This is a genomic window from Ancylobacter pratisalsi (genome assembly GCF_010669125.1).
Classification (GTDB): domain Bacteria; phylum Pseudomonadota; class Alphaproteobacteria; order Rhizobiales; family Xanthobacteraceae; genus Ancylobacter; species Ancylobacter pratisalsi.
Genome location: NZ_CP048630.1, coordinates 2,869,738 through 2,887,955 on the forward strand (window position 1 = coordinate 2,869,738; position 18,218 = coordinate 2,887,955).

Annotated in this window: 12 protein-coding genes and 1 pseudogene; 6 read left to right on the forward strand and 7 right to left on the reverse strand. The window is 62.8% G+C overall.

The window, feature by feature from the left end; translation table 11 throughout:
• Positions 1 to 22 precede the first annotated feature (22 nt).
• From G3A50_RS13400 to G3A50_RS13415, 4 genes are all read right to left on the reverse strand, one after another.
• Positions 23 to 1,660 (reverse strand): ABC transporter substrate-binding protein, encoded by a 1,638-nt coding sequence (locus G3A50_RS13400; protein WP_163075744.1) that lies wholly within the window; start codon positions 1,658 to 1,660, stop codon positions 23 to 25.
• Positions 1,657 to 4,029, reverse strand: coding sequence for a molybdopterin-dependent oxidoreductase (locus G3A50_RS13405; RefSeq protein ID WP_163075745.1), 2,373 nt, complete (start codon positions 4,027 to 4,029; stop codon positions 1,657 to 1,659). Before G3A50_RS13405 ends, G3A50_RS13400 begins: the two co-directional genes overlap by 4 nt.
• A gap of 256 nt (positions 4,030 to 4,285) precedes the next feature.
• Entirely contained in the window at positions 4,286 to 5,098 is an 813-nt protein-coding gene (locus tag G3A50_RS13410) for a hypothetical protein (RefSeq protein WP_163075746.1), read from the reverse strand.
• A gap of 148 nt (positions 5,099 to 5,246) precedes the next feature.
• The gene (locus G3A50_RS13415) at positions 5,247 to 7,772 is read right to left on the reverse strand and encodes an arylsulfatase (protein ID WP_425483406.1); all 2,526 of its coding nucleotides are present in this window, start codon (positions 7,770 to 7,772) and stop codon (positions 5,247 to 5,249) included.
• 613 nt (positions 7,773 to 8,385) lie between these two features.
• Here G3A50_RS13415 and G3A50_RS13420 point away from each other — a divergent pair.
• Positions 8,386 to 10,134 carry a sensor domain-containing diguanylate cyclase gene (locus tag G3A50_RS13420; protein ID WP_163075747.1) on the forward strand — a complete coding sequence of 583 codons (1,749 nt, stop codon included), beginning with the start codon at positions 8,386 to 8,388 and terminating at the stop codon, positions 10,132 to 10,134.
• A 351-nt stretch (positions 10,135 to 10,485) separates the two neighbouring features.
• Here G3A50_RS13420 and G3A50_RS13425 read toward each other — a convergent pair whose 3' ends face one another.
• Positions 10,486 to 10,872 (reverse strand): hypothetical protein, encoded by a 387-nt coding sequence (locus tag G3A50_RS13425; protein WP_163075748.1) that lies wholly within the window; start codon positions 10,870 to 10,872, stop codon positions 10,486 to 10,488.
• Between the two features lie 392 nt (positions 10,873 to 11,264).
• Between G3A50_RS13425 and G3A50_RS13430 the strand changes: the two genes are divergently transcribed.
• The 5 genes from G3A50_RS13430 (at position 11,265) to G3A50_RS13450 (ending at position 16,869) form a co-directional block, all read left to right on the forward strand.
• Positions 11,265 to 11,546, forward strand: a complete 282-nt coding sequence (locus G3A50_RS13430) for a hypothetical protein (protein WP_163075749.1) — start codon at positions 11,265 to 11,267, stop codon at positions 11,544 to 11,546.
• Between the two features lie 163 nt (positions 11,547 to 11,709).
• Entirely contained in the window at positions 11,710 to 12,255 is a 546-nt protein-coding gene (locus tag G3A50_RS13435) for a hypothetical protein (RefSeq protein WP_163075750.1), read from the forward strand.
• 140 nt (positions 12,256 to 12,395) lie between these two features.
• The gene (locus G3A50_RS13440; protein ID WP_163075751.1) at positions 12,396 to 12,611 is read left to right on the forward strand and encodes a YodC family protein; all 216 of its coding nucleotides are present in this window, start codon (positions 12,396 to 12,398) and stop codon (positions 12,609 to 12,611) included.
• 19 nt (positions 12,612 to 12,630) lie between these two features.
• On the forward strand, positions 12,631 to 15,642 hold the full coding sequence (locus G3A50_RS13445; RefSeq protein ID WP_163075752.1) for a DEAD/DEAH box helicase: 3,012 nt from the start codon (positions 12,631 to 12,633) through the stop codon (positions 15,640 to 15,642).
• Between the two features lie 60 nt (positions 15,643 to 15,702).
• On the forward strand, positions 15,703 to 16,869 hold the full coding sequence (locus G3A50_RS13450) for an HNH endonuclease (RefSeq protein WP_163075753.1): 1,167 nt from the start codon (positions 15,703 to 15,705) through the stop codon (positions 16,867 to 16,869).
• Positions 16,870 to 17,133: 264 nt separating this feature from the next.
• On the opposite strand, the pseudogene G3A50_RS13455 reads toward G3A50_RS13450, so the two are convergent.
• Together G3A50_RS13455 and G3A50_RS13460 are read right to left on the reverse strand one after the other, a co-directional pair.
• Positions 17,134 to 17,301: pseudogene (locus G3A50_RS13455) on the reverse strand (IS3 family transposase); the annotation flags it as partial.
• Between the two features lie 168 nt (positions 17,302 to 17,469).
• Positions 17,470 to 18,135 (reverse strand): hypothetical protein, encoded by a 666-nt coding sequence (locus tag G3A50_RS13460; protein WP_163075754.1) that lies wholly within the window; start codon positions 18,133 to 18,135, stop codon positions 17,470 to 17,472.
• Between the last annotated feature and the right edge of the window lie 83 nt (positions 18,136 to 18,218).

Sequence of the window (18,218 nt, forward strand, 5' to 3'; positions counted from 1 at the left end):
TGACCGCCGCGTCCCAAAGTCGTCACTTCTTGGGGTCGACCCAGACGGTGGCGAAGTTTCCGTACGTGCCGTGCGCGTCGATCGTGTAGTTGTGCACGCGCTTGTTGGCGACGGTCACGCTCTCGACCGCGACCAGCGGCAGGGCCGGCAGGTCTTCCATGGCGAGCTTCTGGAATTCGAGATACTCGGCCTTGCGCTTGGCCGGATCCATTTCGGAGGCGGCGGTCTCAAGGATCTCGTCCATCTTCGGGTTCACATAGTGGGAACCGTTGGAGAAGCCGACGCCCAGCTTGAAGCTCTTCGACCAGAAGGTGCGCTGGGTACCGATGGTCGGATCGGAACCGCCGGTCAGCAGGTTGATCGTCATCTGGAAATCGCGGTCGGTGTAGACGCGCTTCACGAAGCCGGCGAAGTCCTCGGTCCGCACGTTCAGCTCGATACCGACCCCGCGGAGCGCTTCGCGCATATAGGCGGCGATCTGGTTCTGAAGATCGCCATAGGGCAGGGGGTCGACGGTGATCTTCAGGCGAACGCCGTTGGCGTCGGGCTTGTAGCCGGCCTCGTCGAGGAGCGCCTTGGCCTTGGCCGGGTCGAAATCATATTTGGGCACGCCGTTGGTGTCGTAGAGCTGAGTGAGGTGCGGATGCAGGGGGGTCTCCGCAACCAGACCGTAGCCGAACAGGATGTTCTCGACGATCCACTTCTTGTCGATCGCATGGGCGATCGCCTTGCGGACCCGGATGTCCTTCATGACCGGGTCGTCGAGATTGAATTCCATCATCGAGACTTCGTTCTGGAATTCGTAGCCCTTGGTCGTGGTGATGAAGTCGCCTTCCTCCTTCAGCCGCTCGATGTCCGCGGGCGGGATAAGGCTCTGGTTGACGATGTCGGCCTCGCCCGATTCCAGCATGGCGGCGCGGGTGGCGGCATCCGGCACGAAGCGGAAGATCAGCTTGTCGAGATAGGGCTTCGACGTGTCCCAATAGTCCGGGTTGCGCTCCAGCACGAGATTGTCGCCCGGCTGGAAGGAGACGAAGCGGAACGGACCGGTGCCGACCGGCTTGAGGTTCGCCGGGTTGGTGGCGATGTCGGTGCCCTTGTAGAGATGCGCCGGCAGGATCTGGGTCTGCTGGGCGGCAAGGCTCTTGAGCATGCCCGGCGACGGCTTGGAGAGCACGAACACCGCGGTGTTCTCGTCCGGTGTCTCGACGGCGGTGACGTTGCCGAAGATCGTGCGCCCGCGGCCGTGCAGCACCTTCCACGCGTTCATCGTGGTGTAGGCGACATCCTCGGAGGTAAAGGGCGCGCCGTCATGCCACTTCACGCCCTTGCGCAGGTGGAAGGTCACGCGCAGTCCATCCGGGCTCACCTCGTAGCTCTCGGCGAGCTGGGGGGTGACGTTCATGTCGAAATCATAGGTGAACAGGCTGTCGGAGATCTTCGACGACACCACCTGCTCGGCACCCGCCGTGGTGAAGGCGGAGGTGAGGATCTGCGGCGCCGGCGAGATCACCATGGTCAGGGTGCCGCCGCGAGCCGGTTCGTCGGCCCGCGCCTGCGGGGCGAGGAACGCCGTGGTGCCGAGCACGGCCGCCGTACACGCGGCCAGGGACGCGGCGGTGAGGCCGGCCCGAAGGAATTTCAATGCACTGGCTCTCATCTGTCTTTTCTCCTCTGGAGGTTATTGCGGAGGCCCGGCGCGGTGGGCGCGGGCTCCCGAAAGGGACGTTCGATGAAGGGCGGCGGCGCGCCGATGGACAGTTCCGGCAACGGCGCATTGAAGGCTTCGATCTCGACCAGACAGCTCAGCGCCGAGGGGCCCTGCGACAGCGACGAGGTGCCGATGTCGTGGGTGAGCACATTGGGGTTGCCATGGGCGTCGAGGCTGCCGGGCACGCCGGGATGGACCGGGTCGAACCAGGCCCCGGTCGCCATCTGCACCACGCCGGGGCGCAGGTCCTGCGACACCACCACGCCGGCGAGGCAGGCGCCGCGATCGTTGAAGACGCGCACAATGGCGCCGTCCTTCAGGTTGCGGCGCGCGGCATCCGCGGGATGGACGCGGATCGGCTCGCGTCCGTCGATCTTGCTGGTCTGGCTGATGCCGACCACATCCATCTGGCCGTGAAGCCGGGTGCGCGGCTGGTTGGTGATGAGATGCAGCGGGTAGCGCTGCGCCGCCGCGGCGCCCCGCCATTCCCGCGCCGGGCGCCACACCGGGTGGCCGGGGCAGTCGGCGTAGCCGAAGCCGTCGATGGTGGCGCTGAAGATCTCGATCCGTCCTGATGGCGTGGCGAGCGGCCGGCCTTCGGGATCGGCGCGGAAGTCCGCCAGCAGGTTGAACGGTGCTTCCGTCGCCGGGAGTTCGATGAGGCCCTGCTCCCAGAAGTGCTCGAAGTCGGGAAGCGCCAGCCCGCCCGCGTTCGATGAGGTCCGGGCGTCCTCGTAGAGCCGGCGCAGCCACGCCATCTCGTCATGGCCCTCGGTAAACGCCTCCGCCACTCCCAGCCGTTCGGCGAGCGCGCGGAAAATGGAATAGTCGTCGCGCGCCTCGGCAAAGGGCGGCACCGCCTGCTTCATCGCGATCATGAAGCGGTCGGAGGAGGAGGTGCCGATGTCGTTGCGCTCAAGCGTCGTCGTCGCCGGCAGCACGATGTCGGCGCGTCGAGCCGTCGCCGTCCAGTGGGTCTCGTGGACGATGATGCTGCGCGGCGCCTGCCATGCCCGTTGCAGGCGGTTGAGGTCCTGATGATGGTGGTAAGGATTGCCGCCGGCCCAGTACACCAGCTGGATTTCGGGGAATGTCAGCTCGCGTCCGTTATAGGCGATGGTCTCGCCCGGACGCAGCAGGAGGTCGCTGACGCGCGCGACCGGGATGGCGAGGTCGACGGCGTTGGTGCCGGTCGGCAGCAGAGGGGTGCGAAAGCGCGGCACGGCATTGCCGATGCCATTCATCGAGCCGTAGCCGAAGCCGATGCCGCCCCCCGGCAGCCCGATCTGGCCGATCATGGCCGCTAGTGCGACGGCGGCGAAGTAGGGCTGCTCGCCATAATCGCTGCGCTGGAGCGACCAGTTGAGGGTGATGAAGCTGCGATGGGCGACGAGCTGGCGCGCCAGCTCGCGGATGTCCGGCGCGGCAAGTTCGCAGATGCCGGCCGCCCACTCGGCATCGAACCCCGCCGCGCCGCGCCCGCTCAGCACGTAGTCGGCGAAGCGCTCATGGCCGGTGGTGCAGCGCTCCAGAAACGCGCGGTCGGCAAGGCCCTCGGTCAGCAGCGTATGGGCCAGCGCCAGCAGCAGGGCGGTGTCGGCGCCGGGGCAGATCGGCCACCACTCGCAGGCGGTCTCCTCGATGTCGTCGCGCAGGGGACTGACATTGACGATGCGTCGTGCCCGGCCAGCTAGTTCCCTTAGCCAGCGCTTCTGCACATGCTCGCCGCAGCCCCCGGATTCGATCTGGGTGTTGCGGCCCGGAAGGCCGCCAAAGGCGAGCAGGATCTCGGTATTCTTGGCGATGGCCCGCCAATGGGTGGTCGGGCCGTAGAGGAAACGGTTGTCGCCGACAATGTGCGGCAGCAGCACCATGGCGGCGCCGAAGCTGTAATTGTTCACCTGCTCGACGCAGCCGCCGAACGCGTTCAGGAAGCGCTTCACCTGCGTCTTGGCATGGTGAAACCGGCCGGCGCTCGACCAGCCATAGGACCCGCCGAAGATGGCCCGGTTGCCGTGCTCGCGCTTGACCCGCGCCAGCTCCGCGGCGGCAAGATCAAGCGCCTCGTCCCAGCTTACCTCGACGAAGGGATCGGCGCCGCGCTTGGCGGTATCGCTGTCGGGACCGTTCTCCAGCCACCCGCGACGCACCGCCGGGCGGCGAATGCGGGTCGGGTGGTCGAAATAGTCCTTCATGCCGGCGAGCAGCGCGGAAGGATCAGCATCACGCTCGAAGGGCTGGATGTCCGTCAGGCGGCCGTTCTCGACCCCGACCCGGAACGCCCCCCAATGCGAACTGTGCAGAACCGTGCCGGCCATCGTCCCACCGCTCTCGTCGCGCCGGAGGAACGTCCGCCCGCCGACCGATCGAAGGGAGCGTATCGAGGGGACGCCCCGCGCTTAAAGACAGGGGCCTGCAATTCATTCTTGCGGGAAATGCACCAATGCGAGGCATTCGGCAAGGCTGATTAGTTCGTGGGCAGACGTCCCCCGATGGGGGATGGTAGGGCGCGGCGTTGCGCTTGCCCTGCCATGCGAACGGGACGGCGGTCGGTCCAGCGTTCGGTCCAGCGTGTCAGAAATGATAGCCCAGGCTCAGGAACGCGCCGTGCTGGGTGACATTGTAGACGAAGCCGTCGTTCTCGTAGTCGGTGTAGATGGCGCGGTAGCCGATGGCCGTCGATATCGACGGGGTCCACATGTAGCCGAGCGTGGCGAACCCCTGCGCGGTGATCTTCGACCCGACGCCGAAACCGCCGACATCGGCAATCGCGTTGATGAACCATTTTTCGTCGATGGCGTAGTTCAGCTGCAGGCCAATCGTCGGGTCGATCCAGTCCTGTGTGCCCTTCGTGCTCACGGCGAGCGGGACATAGGCGTTGGTGAAGTTGAAATCGCCGGACAGGTGCTGGTAGCGGAAACCGACGGTCGCGCTGAGATCGACATTGTCCGGCAGGCCCAACGGCATCCGGTAGCCGACGAGGCCGGAGAAGATCGTCTGCTTGACACCGAGACTGGCCCTGCTGCCGCCCAGCGGGCCAAAGGTCACGCCATCCGACAGGCTGGCGTAGACGACGTCGAACAGGAAACTCCAGTCGCCCTTCTTGCCCGAGAACGCCCCCATGAGCGCGCCGTCGAGATTCGTCAGCGCATCATAGGCGCTGAGGTCGACACTGGCCGGCGGAAGGCCGCGCACGCCGACATCGCCGTTCATGGCCGTGGCCCAGCCGTAAAACGTGGCCTGGAACTGCCAGTCGGAGGTCAGCGGCGCGACAGTCGTGGGAGCGGGCGGCGCCTTGACGATGTCCGCGGCATGCGCCGGTGTTCTCCACGCCGCCGTAGCGCACAAGGCGACGGCCATCAGGCAGGCAAGCCGGATGTGATGCATGCACGTTCCCCCTCTTCCAACGGCACCTCCTTGAGGCGGCCGTCGGATTTCTGCCCTTCGATCCCGTCCCGCAGGACGCGATCCCACATTCTGCCCTGGCTCGTCCGAGGGGAAGTGCGCCGGGGCTGAAACCACAGCCCCGGGTTACTTATTCGCTCGACCTGTTGCTCCGCTGCATTCCTTCGAGGAGCTTCTTTTCGTCCTCGGCGGTCAGTTGCGGCCTGTCGACATCGACGGTGACCTTCTCGATCGTGCCGTTGAAGGCGAAGGGTATCTTATAGTCCGCGTCGTCGACCGGGGTGCCGGTATCGGCGCCGACGTCGAAGGTCTCGTCCCATTGCAGGGTGATCGGGATGGTGTGCTCCATCTTCTGCGTGTCAACGACCTTGCCGTCGACCGACAGGGTGGCGGAGGCCGGGCGCCCCACGCCGCTGGTGTTGTTGAAGGCGAGCGTGCCGAAGCCAAGGCCGTCATAGGACAGATCGAAGACCAGCGTATGCTTGCCGGGCGTGAGCGTGTCCTTGCCTTCCCAGCGCACCCGCTTGAGATCCAGCAGGTTCCACACATACACCGGCTTGCCGTTCAGGATGTAGAACCCGTGCCCGCCGAACCGGCCGCCCTGGGTGAGGATCATGCCGTTGCCGCCATCCTCCGGCACCACGACGTCAGCGGTGATCTTGTAGGAGGTCGCCAGCAATTGCGGGGCGTCGCCCATCGGGATGCCCGTGAGGGTCCCGCGATAGGTGAAGCTGGAGCGCCCCGCTGTCACACTCGGACGCGACGTCACCATGCGCGAGGCCAGCGAGTTGTCGAGCGGGAAGACCTGATATTTCGCCGCCTCGACAAGGAAGAGGTCCTGAAGCGCGTTCAGCTTGGCGGGGTTTTCCTTGGCGATGTCGTTGGACTGGGTCCAGTCCTTGTCGAGATTGTAGAGCTCCCATTTGTAGGAGCTTATGACATCAGGGTTCGGCGTTGCGCCGAGCAACCAGGGCGGCGAAATCGGCGTGGTGTTGGCGTACCAGCCATCGCTATAGATGCCGCGATTGCCGAACATCTCGAAATACTGGGTCTTGTGCGTCGTCGGCGCGTTCGCATTGGCCTTGTCGAAAGTATAGACCATGCTCACCCCTTCGATCGGCTTCTGGGCGACGCCGTCGACGGAGACCGGGGCGGGGATGCCGGTGACCTCCAACAGGGTCGGCACGATGTCGATGACGTGGTGGAACTGGTTGCGGATGCCGCCCCTGTCGGTGATGTGGCCCGGCCAAGAGATAGCCATGCCCTGCCGGGTGCCGCCGAAATGCGAGGCGACCTGCTTGGTCCACTGATAGGGCGTGTCGAAGGCCCAGGTCCAGCCAACCGCCATGTGGTTATAGGTCTTGTCGGTGCCCCAGACGTCGTAGAAATACTTCAGCTGATCGGCGACCGGCACCTCGACGCTGTTGAACTGCGCCACCTCGTTGGGCGTGCCGTTGGGCGAACCCTCCGCGCTCGACCCGTTGTCGCCCGAGATGTAGATGATCAGCGTGTTGTCGAGCTTGCCGGCATCCTTCACCGCCTGGATGACGCGGCCGATCTCGTGGTCGGTATAGGCGAGATAGGCGGCGTAGACATTCGCCTGCCGGATGAAGAGCTTCTTCTCGTCAGCCGAGAGCGTGTCCCATTTCCTGAGATACTGGTCCGGCCACGGAGTGAGCTTGGCGTCCTGAGGGATGACACCGAGCTTCCGCTGGTTGGCGAATATCTGGTCGCGCAGCGCGTTCCAGCCGCCATCGAACAGGTGCATGTCGGTGATCTTGTCCACCCATTCCGGGGTGGGGTGGTGCGGGGCATGGGTGCCGCCGGGCACGTAATAGACGAAGAACGGCTTCGAGGGGTCGACCTCGTTCAGCATCTTGATGTGCTGGATCGCCTCATCCGCCATTGCGGTGGTCAGGTTCCAGCCGGGCTTTCCCACATAGGGATAGATGGCCGTGGTGTTGCGGAAGAGATTCGGCTCCCACTGGCTGGTATCGCCACCGACGAAACCATAGAAATACTGGAACCCCATGCCGCCGGGCCACTGATCGAAGGGGCCGGCCTGACTGGCCTGGAATGCCGGGGTGTTGTGGTCCTTGCCGAACCACGAGGTGGCGTAGCCATTGTCCTGCAGAATGCGCCCGATGGTGGCGGTATCCTTGCCGATGATGCTGTCATAGCCGGGAAAGCCGGTCGACATCTCGGAAATGACGCCGAAGCCCGCCGAGTGATGGTTGCGCCCAGTGATCAGCGCCGCGCGCGTCGGCGAGCACAGCGCCGTCGAATGAAACTGGGTGTAGCGCAGGCCGCTATTGGCGATCTCGTCCAGAGCTGGCGTCGGGATGACGCCGCCAAACGTGGAGGGTGCGGCGAAGCCCACATCGTCGGTCATGATCAGCAAGACGTTCGGGGCGCCCTTGGGCGGCACCACGCGCGCGGGCCAGTACGGCTTTGAATCGATCGCGTTGAGGTTGATCGTGCCGCCGAAGGGTTGTGGCGGGTTCGGCAGGTAGCGGCCATCGATGGTGACCGACGCGTCCGGCGAGCCGGGAGGGGCCGTGATCGCCTGGGCGAATGCCGTCGATCCCAGCGCGGCCATTCCCGCCGAGACCATGCTGATGCGAACCAAGCTCTTGATACTAAAGGACGCGCACATGTCGAATGCCCACTTGCCGGATAAAATTAGAAAAGTTCTAACATTTTGAAAGCTGGGGCATACATGGGAGAGTTACGTATAGAAGCTGTTCCTGTCGCCTTCAGCGGCGCCACCGCAAGCAGTTCCTGAAGCATGAGGGCGGTTTTAACTGCGACGCGCGGAGTATTTGATTTCATTCATCTTTTCTGTTCAGCAGGTCCGCTGGGGTGTGCCGGCGGCCTGGCGGTACCGGGCTAATCCGCACGGTGTGCCAATTCGGCCCTGTCCGGCTGTCGGCCAGACGGGGGCAGAGGCATTTTCGAGCCGCCGCCCGACCGCGCACCGCTGCAAGGGAAGGCCGAAACGCGCGAGCCGGTGGTCGCGGCGCTGGACGCGGGCGGGCGAGTTTTTTTGGGGGGGCGCCGTCCGACAAGGCGGAGATGGATTGGGATCGGACACTCCCCTTCATCGCCGCCTGGAGTCGCGCTAAGCGGCCCCGGCTGTGTCAACCGGGATGGCAATGATCCCGCTTTCTGCTTTGATGGCCATTCCTTCGCGCGGCCATCGCCTTATGTCCCACTCGCCGAGCCACGAACGCGTGGTGTGGCCGATTATTACACGAAGTGGAGCGGAAGTGGCTCGACTGCGGCATTACCTGGATCGCACCTCCCTGCGAGCCCAACTCGCCATTCTGGCCGGTTTGCTCTGCATCGTTACCGTCGCCGCGACCGCTGCGACCGCCGCCTGGCTGGCGCGGCAGCAGGCGGTGATCGAAACCGAAGATGCGATGGCCTCGATCGCGCGCAATATGGCGAACCGGCTCGATCAGCACATGTTCGAGCGGTTCCGCGAGATTCGCAATATGGCGAATTTCAAGCCGCTTCGTTCGATCTGGGAGGGGGATCGCCACGATGTCCGTGGTGTCCTGGCGCAGCTGCAGGCGACGCTGCCCAACTACGCCTGGATTGGTTTCGCCACGCCTGACGGCAAGGTCATGGCGGCAACGGGGGGCATGCTGGAAGGCGTTTCCGTTGCCCAGCGGCCGTGGTTCATCAACGGCCTCAAGGGGCCGGCGGTTGAGGATGTGCATGACGCCAAGCTTCTGGACGGACTGCTGAGAAGGTCACCGGACGACGCGCCGTTTCGCTTTGTCGATGTCGCTGTGCCCGTTCATGGGCCGGGCGGGGAACTGGCCGGGGTGCTGGGGGCCCATCTCAGCTGGCGTTGGGCCGACGAGGTCCGTCGCGAGGTTCTCGCCGACCCGCGCGGGGCGAAGGACCTCGAACTCCTGGTCTTCGATCGCGATGGCCACGTGCTGATCGGGCCGGCCTCGGCCGCGCTGGCGCCGGATCGTCTGGAAGCCCTTCGGGCCGCGTCTGGCCAGTCTTCATTCGGCGGGCACGCGGAGGAGACGCCGTTTGTCGGCGGGTTGGCCAGCACGATGGGCGAGGGTGAGTATCCGGGGCTGGGATGGATCGTCCTTGCGCGACGCCCCATCGCCTCGGCCCTTGCGGCAGCCAATACGCTGTTCGTGACGATTCTCGCCGTTGGTGCGGTGGCGGCGATCATCGGCGGGTTCCTCGCCTGGTCGGTGTTCCGGCAGGTGCTGCAGCCCTTGGAAGCGCTCAGCCATGACATCGACCGGATCGGTCGCGATGCCGATGCGACGACCGGCGAGCGGCATCGTGGCTCCCGGGATGTTCTCGCGCTTTCGGCGGCGATCCGGTCGATGCTCCGCCGCATCGGCGTTGCCGAACACGCCGAACTTGAGGCGCGGGAGGCGGCGGCGCGGCTCTCCACGCGCATGCTGGAGGAGGCCAGGAAGACGGCCGATCTTCGGCGACTGGCGAGCCTCGAGGTCGATCACCTGCAGCAACTCGCCGACACGGACCCACTGACCGGCCTGCTTAACCGCCGTGCCTTCCTTCCGCGTGCCGCCCAGGCCATCAGCTCACCAGCCTCGGAAATGTCCGCCGCCATGCTGATGATCGATATCGATCATTTCAAGCTGATCAATGACACGTACGGCCACGCCGCCGGCGATCACGTCATACAGGCCGTGAGCCGCGTCATTCATGGCTGCTTTCGCGGCTCCGATCTCGTTGCCCGTTTCGGCGGCGAGGAATTCGTGGTGCTCCTGAAGGCGGTGGGCGCGGATATCGGGCGCCGGCTTGCCGAAGAGGCGCGCGAGCATATTGCCTCCACGCCCGTTGTGACGGAGGGGCGCGCCATCGACCTGACCGTCAGTATCGGATTCGCGGTGGCGCGGAGTAGTGATCGCGACGTTGAGGATCTCATAAAGCGTGCCGACGAGGCGCTCTATGCCGCCAAGGCACGGGTGCGCAGCCACCGATGCCGACACTCCCTGGAAGTGGCCGTATAGAGTCATCGAAACCGGCCATGTGATACCATTGTCCCGCCCCCAGCACCTCAGCTATTCATGGATTGGGGCGACTCGGCGCCGCCAGCTATCGGGAGATGCAGCGGCGACTTGGCGGCGAGGCGCCGCCCGCGGGGGATGCTAAGTCAGTCGCCGCGGATCATCCCTGCGGATGATTACGAAAAGGCCTTCCGCTGCGGGAGCGGAGCTGTCTTGGGACCGCTGGCCCTGGTCCAGCGAAGAACGCCCCCGTGCACCTTGCAGCCGCGCGCGGCGTGCCTGTCAGCCGCGGTGAAGGCGGCAAAAGCGCTGCCTCCGCACCGGAGGCTTTTGGAAATGACGCGGGAGATGGCTTCAGGATTTTGGTCCTGTTTTGCGCCCTTTTGACTGAAGTTCCTCAAGCCTGGCGATGAGGCGTTCCGTCTGCTCAATCGAGTTGGCTTCGATGGTGTTGTCTCCTATCCTCACCCGTATTTTCCGACCGGATGCGGCATTGATCCAGGCGATCAGGACTTTGGCAATCGCCGGGATCGCAACAACGGCAATTGGTACCAAGTAGGGGCCCAGCGAGGTCATGGATGCCATGATCGCCCCTGTCCGGGCATGGACCTGATGCCGCGGCGACACGCCGGCCGTGCTGAGTTGACGACCTACGTCCGCGATCGCCGCCCGAACCTCGGGATCGGCAAGTTCCGAGGGATCACAATGCAAGGAGATGACGAACGCGTCGGATGTTTGCATCGGTTACCTTTCCTCGGTTGGAGGCGGCACCGCTTGTGCCAAGGGTATGACAGATCACCGGCCATATATGCATAGCTAGGCTTCTGCGCGTACCTTAGCTTTGAATATGCGGCAAAGCTTTTTCACGAGATTGGCGCCGACCGAGACATGGGCGCCCGCGTTTCAGTCTGTCTGGACGGTTGGTATGGAGGCTCATCACGTCTGGAAGCAGGCCCAGCGAAGTGCTGAGGGCGCTCTCCCCGGGGGTTACAGTGTCTGCCGTGCAGGCAATTCAATCGAGGCTCACTTTTCGCGCTGGGTAAGTTGCCCTAAGGGCTTGGCAAGTTCTGGCATCTCGAACCAATATCATCGCACCTATAACCAAAATCCGAACCTGCGACGGGAGAGGTGCGATGATAGACCCGAATGTAATCAAAGCCCTTGCCGCGATTTGTAGTGTTATCGGTTCAATCTTATTGGCTATTCGTGTAAAAGGTCTCCTAGAGGCATTAACATTCGTCGCCAAAATGCACGAAAGCAATATACATGAATTATCCAGTGGAAATTTTACTATCGTTATAGCTAGAGGGTCCACGCAGCATATTGAAAATGCCCGTCGCGCCGGTCTCCTGATGACGGGATTTGTATTCCTTATATTGAGCGGACTTCTAAATCTCTGGGCGGCTTTCGTCTGATGCTGTCATGGAGAATTCCCAGAGCCGCATCGAGAGTTACGGTACTCCGTCGACGCTCGCTGCCTAATTTTTCGGGTCAAGAACCGCACTCCTCCTCGTCATGAACTGATGCGCTCAGCATCTCTTGATCCTTTTCGATGCAGCTGGAAGATGAGAGCGGACCGTGATCGTCAGGAGACCTCGGAGGAGCCACGCGCGTGAAGATGTTCGCAGTTTCTTTGCGGGAAGTGATTATCTCGACCGCATGGTGCTGCGTCCCTTAAGTCATATCACTATGAGCTGGGAGGCGCATTGGGACGGAGATTGCTATGAAGCCGAGGTTGGTAGCTTCGCAGCTGATTTAAGCGCAATCATTGAACTTATCGCGGATGCAGCACGGCCTGCGCGTTATCATGACCATGAAGATCGGTTGGCGGAAAGAGTCGTGACTGACCTGAAGTGGCCCATCCAGAAAAAGGCCGGGCGATGGATCGGCGAAGACTACCAATGCATCCTTGAGCAAGGCGCGTTCCGCGATGTCGGACAGCGGGAGCTCATTGCTGCGGCGGCCGGTAGGGTGCATCGCGCGCTCGATTTCGGCCAAACCCATTTCGACGATATGGATGATGGGCATATGGCTATGCTCGCCGGCTTGATGACGACCTGCATCTATCACCGCTACTGTGATGGAACGACGCTCATGGTCGATGAAGACGATGTCGATGAGTGAGCCCCTCCGGTTGCGCTGTGGGCTATAGCATCTCCTCTGCACGACTCGCGGTTGTGGATAGCGGGTTCCGCATCTTGCTCTCCGTCATGTCAGTGATACGTTTCGAACGAAAGGCGAACAGACTCTCAGGAGTGGTGCAGATGAGCTTTGAGCCTGGTGACGTTGTCCGACTAAAATCCGGCGGTCCGGCGATGACCGTAGAACAGGTAGATATTCTCGCGGCGACCGGCAAAGAGGCGGTCTGGTGCACGTGGTTCGAAAAGGTTGGGAATCGGCAGATGGTGCAGCGTGACACGTTTGCACCGGCGATGCTGATTAAGTCCTCTGAGCCCGGCATCGGCATTCTTGTGGTCTGACGGCAATTAGGCCGAAACGATGATCCGCGCGGCATTCATTGGTATCGACCGCTACCACGATCCTCTGATCCGGGATCTGAATGGGGCAGTCCGTGATGCCTCCGCTCTGTGGGCTGTATTTTCGGACGCGATGGAAGGGATGGAGGCAGCCCTTCTCACCGATGAGCAGGCCACGCTGGAGGCGGTTGAGGCCGTTCTGGATGCCACGCTCGGCGTTGCTACCGAAGATGATGTGGTACTTCTGAGCTTTGCAGGGCACGGGACCGCCGACCACCGGCTTGTTCTGGCAGATACCCGTGCTGGGGATGTGCTAGGCACGACGCTCGCGATGGCACAGCTCGCGACGCGATTCAGGGAGAGCCGTGCCAGGGCCGTCGTCTTGCTGTTGGATTGCTGTTTCAGCGGAGGAGCGCCGGCACGTGTGCTCGACATTGGGCTGGTGCCGCGTGACATCATCCAGCCGCTTGTTGAAATCACAGGTCAGGGGCGCGTTCTGTTCGCTGCCTCAGCTGTCGACCAGGCTGCTCTCGAAGATCCGGGCACCCGGCACGGACTATTCACGAAGGCCATCCTGGAGTGCCTTCTTTCTGCGTCGGAGCCGGTCAGTGTCATTGGCATGGCGGACCGCGTTGTTCAGCTTGTCAGGGCGGACGCCAACCGCCTTGGCTATGACCAGACACCGGTCGTGTTCGGTCACGTCGAGGGAGAGCTACTACTGCCGGCAGGTCGGCGGGGGCAGCGATATTTTGCGCTGTTTCCGGAGCGCGGCTCCGCGCGGACGACCGGGGCTTTTGAGGATCTGGCTGCGTTCGGTCTGCCTGAGGAAGTTCTGGGGGCCTGGCAGGAGCGCTTTCCACAAGGCCTGAATGCCTTGCAGGTCGCAGCCGTCAACGAGCATGGCGTGCTGGACCATAATTCCCTGCTGGTCGTTGCGCCGACCAGTGCCGGTAAGACTTTTATCGGGGAGATGGCCGCGATGAAGGCCATCTCGGAGGGACGCAAGGCTGTTTTTCTCTTGCCCTACAGGGCCCTTGTGAACGAGAAATTCGAGGATTTTTCCGCGATCTACGGGGATCAGCTAGACTTGCGCGTCGCAAGGTGCAGCGGCGACTGGCAGGACCAGGTGGGCGATGTGTTGCGAGGCAAATACGACCTCGCCTTCTTCACCTACGAGAAGTTTCTTGGAATGGCGGTTGCGGCGCCTCATATGCTGCACCAGATCGGCCTGGTTGTGGTCGACGAGACCCAGTTCATCACCGAGCCTGGCCGGGGAATGGTGGTGGAGTTGCTGCTCACCCATCTCGTGAGTGCCCGCACTCGCGGTGTGTCCCCACAGTTGGTGGCACTGAGCGCCGTCATCGGCGATGTGAATCGTTTTGATCGCTGGTTGGACTGCGGTCTACTCCAGACAGTCGAGCGCCCTGTCCCGCTCACTGAAGGGGTGTTTGAGCGGAGCGGCAGATGGTCATTCGTTGCGGCCGAAGGCGATGTTCGCTCGGAACAGCTCCTGAACCATGCTGTCCAGCAGCGCCGCGTCCAGGCCTCATCGCAGGACCTACTCGTCCCGTTCGTGCGCCATCTGGTGAGCCAGGGCGAAAAGATCATTGTGTTCCGCAATGCGCGCGGGCCGTCGGCGGGGTGCGCAGAGTATCTTGCGCAGGAACTGCGCCTACCGCCCGCGCAATCGGTTATTGAGGCTTTGCCGGTCGGTGACCTGTCGACGATGTCACGACGCTTGCGAGCGGCGCTTGAAGGGGGCGTGGCGTTTCATAACAGCGACCTGAACCGCGAAGAACGCGTGGCGGTCGAACGCGGGTTCCGAGATCCTGCCGGAGGCATCCACGTGCTGGTGGCGACCAGCACGGTTGCTGCGGGTGTCAACACGCCGGCCTCGACGGTAATTATTGTCGAGACGGCCTTTCCCGGCGCCCGTGACCATCAGCAGCCTTACACGGTTGCACAGTACAAGAACATGGCCGGCCGCGCGGGAAGATTAGGGTACGAGAGCCATGGCAAGGCTATGCTCCTCGCCGACAACGGATTAGAACGCAACAACCTGTTGCGCCAGTATGTCCAAGGGCGCCCCGAGCCGGTCACTTCGTCATTCAACTCCAACGATCCGGGCACATGGGTGGTGCGCCTGCTGGCACAAGTTCGCGACGTGCCGCGTGATGCCGTGATTGATCTCGTCGCCAACACCTATGGCGGATACCTGGCCATTCTTCAAAACCCGCATTGGCGGGAGAGCATGACGCAGCGGTTGGCGTTGCTGCTGGACCGCATGACCTCTGACGGTCTGATCGAAGAACATGAGGGCCTGCTGAGTTTGACGATGCTCGGCCGCGCTTGCGGAGAATCTCCGCTGCGCCTTGAATCGGCCCTGCAGGCTGTAGAACTGCTGCGCATGCTGGGACCTCAGCCTATTGCGCTGGAAACCCTCCTTGTCTTGGTTGAGGCGATCCCGGAACGCGACGAGGCCTACACCCCGCAGAGCCGCCAGGGCGAGGCCGGTTGGCAGCAGGCACTCAACCGGCGGTACAATCCCGAGATCACGCGCTTGATGCGGTATCGTGCCCCGAGCGACCGCGCCTTTTACGCACGCTGCAAAAGGGCCCTCGTCATTGCCGATTGGTTGGACGGAGTGCCCACTGGCGAGATTGAAGACCGTTATTCGGCCAATACCTTTTCGCGGGTGGGGCACGGCGACATTCGTGGCTTTGCCGATGGGAGCCGCTTTCTCTTCGACTCCGTGCTCCGGATCGCTGCAATTGTCTTGGGACGTGCTGATGACCCGGAAGCGGTCTCGGCCCTGCTTCGCCGCCTGGATTTCGGCATTCCCGTGGACGCACTGCCGCTGACGCTCTTGCCGGTTGCCCTGGCGCGCGGCCAGATTCTGGCCCTGTGGAGGGCCGGGCTGTGCACCTCCAAGCAGATTAGCGGGGCGTCAACGGCGCGGCTGGAGGGCATTCTGGGGACTGGGACCCGGCAGCTGATCACGCACCTCGTCACAACGTCACCCGGGCCCGCATGAGCTCGCGCTGCCCATCTCGGGCGAAGGCCCCTAGTGGAATTGCCGGGCGGAGACACGCGGATGCTCAAGGACTGCATTCTTTGCCAACTGCCTATCCCGGAGAAGACCAAACCCGAGCATGTGCTGCTCAAAGCGTTGGGGGGGCGCATGACGGTGCACGATATTGTTTGCCCGGATTGCAATCACCAGATGGGCATTGGGCCGGACCATGACTTGGCCCGGTCAACGGAAAACATCAGGAATCTCGCCGATTTGAAAGCCGGAGACGGCGGCAGCGCGCCGCTCATTCACGGCCTCGAGCATCAGGGTGAAAGGTTCGACCTCGAACCCGGAATGCGAACCCGGGTCAAGGCAAAGAAGCCGCTCGATGTTCAGTTCGACGGTGACGAAATTCGAGTTGCCATCGAAGCATTCTCAGAGAAATCCGCTGACGGGCTTCTTAAGGGTGCGGCGACCAAGATTGCCAAGCAACTGGGCCATACTCACCCGGCGGTGATCGACGCGATTGAACAGGATCTGCGGAAAGATCTGCGCAGAGGCTATAGGCCGGCGCCGTCAGTGGTAGGGCACCTGCCTTTTGGTGCGGGTGCCTCCCTGCAGTCAATGGCCAAAGCCTGTCTTGTCCTGTGGGCCCGGCAGTGTGGCAACGCCGAGGTCACCACCGCCAAGTTTGACGAGGTTCGTTCGTTCATCCGGTTCGGGAAACGCCCGGATCACGAAACGGACTTGCTAACCCTTGATGCACGTCCTCTCCCAAGCTGCCCGGACCAATTTTCATGTCATCCCGTATTCATCTGGGTCGGCAGTGATGCGAATGGGGCCGTCTATGGATACTTTCGTCTCTACGGCGCCATCGGCTGGCGTTTTCGGCTGACGACGGGCGGTTCCATGCCCGATCGCAGATTCTGCCTGATCTCAAACCCTTATGAGAACCGCATCTGGGATCTGTTGGCAGGTGAGGACAACTTCATCGATCAGGCGTGGATCTGGAGGGCATGCCCCCCGGATGATGCGGACCTGGCGCATGTGAAATCCCGTATCGGGGAGATGATACACGCAGCCCAGGGGCAGTCTCGGGAGCATTGGATTCACGATTTCGTCACGCAGCGCCTGGGGGAAGAGAATGGTCCTGTTTCCTCAGAGCAACTGGAGAAAATGGTGAGGGATTTCGCGGCAGCCATGACATCCATGGTGCTGCGCAAGAGAATTGACGTCGACGATGTGTGAGATCGGCTGCGGTAGCCGACGCATGTAGCACGGCAATAAGGAAACTCAACATCAGGGCGACGCGCCCAACGATCCCACCGCGGGGTACATGGAGCGCGTTGGCAGAATTGAGCCCTGCAGACATAGTCGATCAAGGCACCGAATTCGTCAGCCGCAACCTCGACCTATTTGCCCATCAACGCAGCGGTGCTCTCGACTTCTCGCGCACCGGCAAACCAACGACAATGCCTTCATTGGCCTGCTGCCGATTCTGTGTACACGAGGTTAAGCTGATTTAGCTCGCTCCTCGAACTCGACGGGGCTGAGATGGCCCAATGTCGAGTGCCTGCGTCGGCGATTATCGAAACGCTCCATGTAGTCGAACACATCCGCCCTCGCGTCATCCCTCGTCCTGTAGACCTTGCGGGCTGTGCGCTCGGTTTTTGACCGCGAGCTGATTAGGCTGTCGGATGATCTCGACGTGCTGATCTACCGCAACGCCACGCCACGATTCCGATGGTGTGCGTGCCATCATCAATCGCAGCGGACGCGCCATTGATCCGCAACGGACATTCGAGCGTTCACATCCGCACTTTCTGCACTGGCATCGGGAGGACTGCTTTAGGCAGTGAAGCCGACTGCATCGTGACGCTGCTTCTGCATCAGGTGTGCAACATCCCGGCGGATGCGCCGCAATTCTGGCCAGGGAAACTGCCGCCCCTCGGCACCGTCTGCCCCAACGGCGATCAGCACATCGATCTTCGCGGAGAGGCCGCGCAGAGACGTGGCGTCTGCCGCAAAGAGCCTAGCGATCAACCGCTCTTCATTGGCGGAGGCAGCCGCCTCTTCTTGCCGGGTGACGGAATAGCCGATGGCGCGGTCTGCGTCGTCCCAGCGCTGCTGATGTGCGCGCAACACCTCGGCGATTTCGGCGCGCCGTGAGCAAAGAGACGGCACACCGGTCGAAAGCTCGTCAAACTGCCGCAACGAGCCGATGCGCACCGGCGAGTGCAGCTCGGCTCCAGCAAGAACCACCTGCGGAAAGCCGATTGTCCGCGCCAACTCAGACTCGAGACGCTGCTGTTTCCGGCACAGAGCGAGCGTGCGCCGATGCGCGGCGCGCCACGCTCTCCATGCAAGGACAGCCGCGTCCGTTGCGCCATGATCCTGCGGTTCGGCCGCAGCCGAACTGTTGAAGGAAGTGCCGCCGATCGTCATCAGGGCGGCAGAGAGAACGTCCCTCCGGGATGGCCGGGACAAACTCGTGCTAATCTCAGAATCAGCCATGATCCGAGCTCCAAGCAGCTTGATTGTGGTCAGGTCGGGAGAGGTGGCGCAAACACCTTTTCCGACCGCTTAGCCACCGTTGG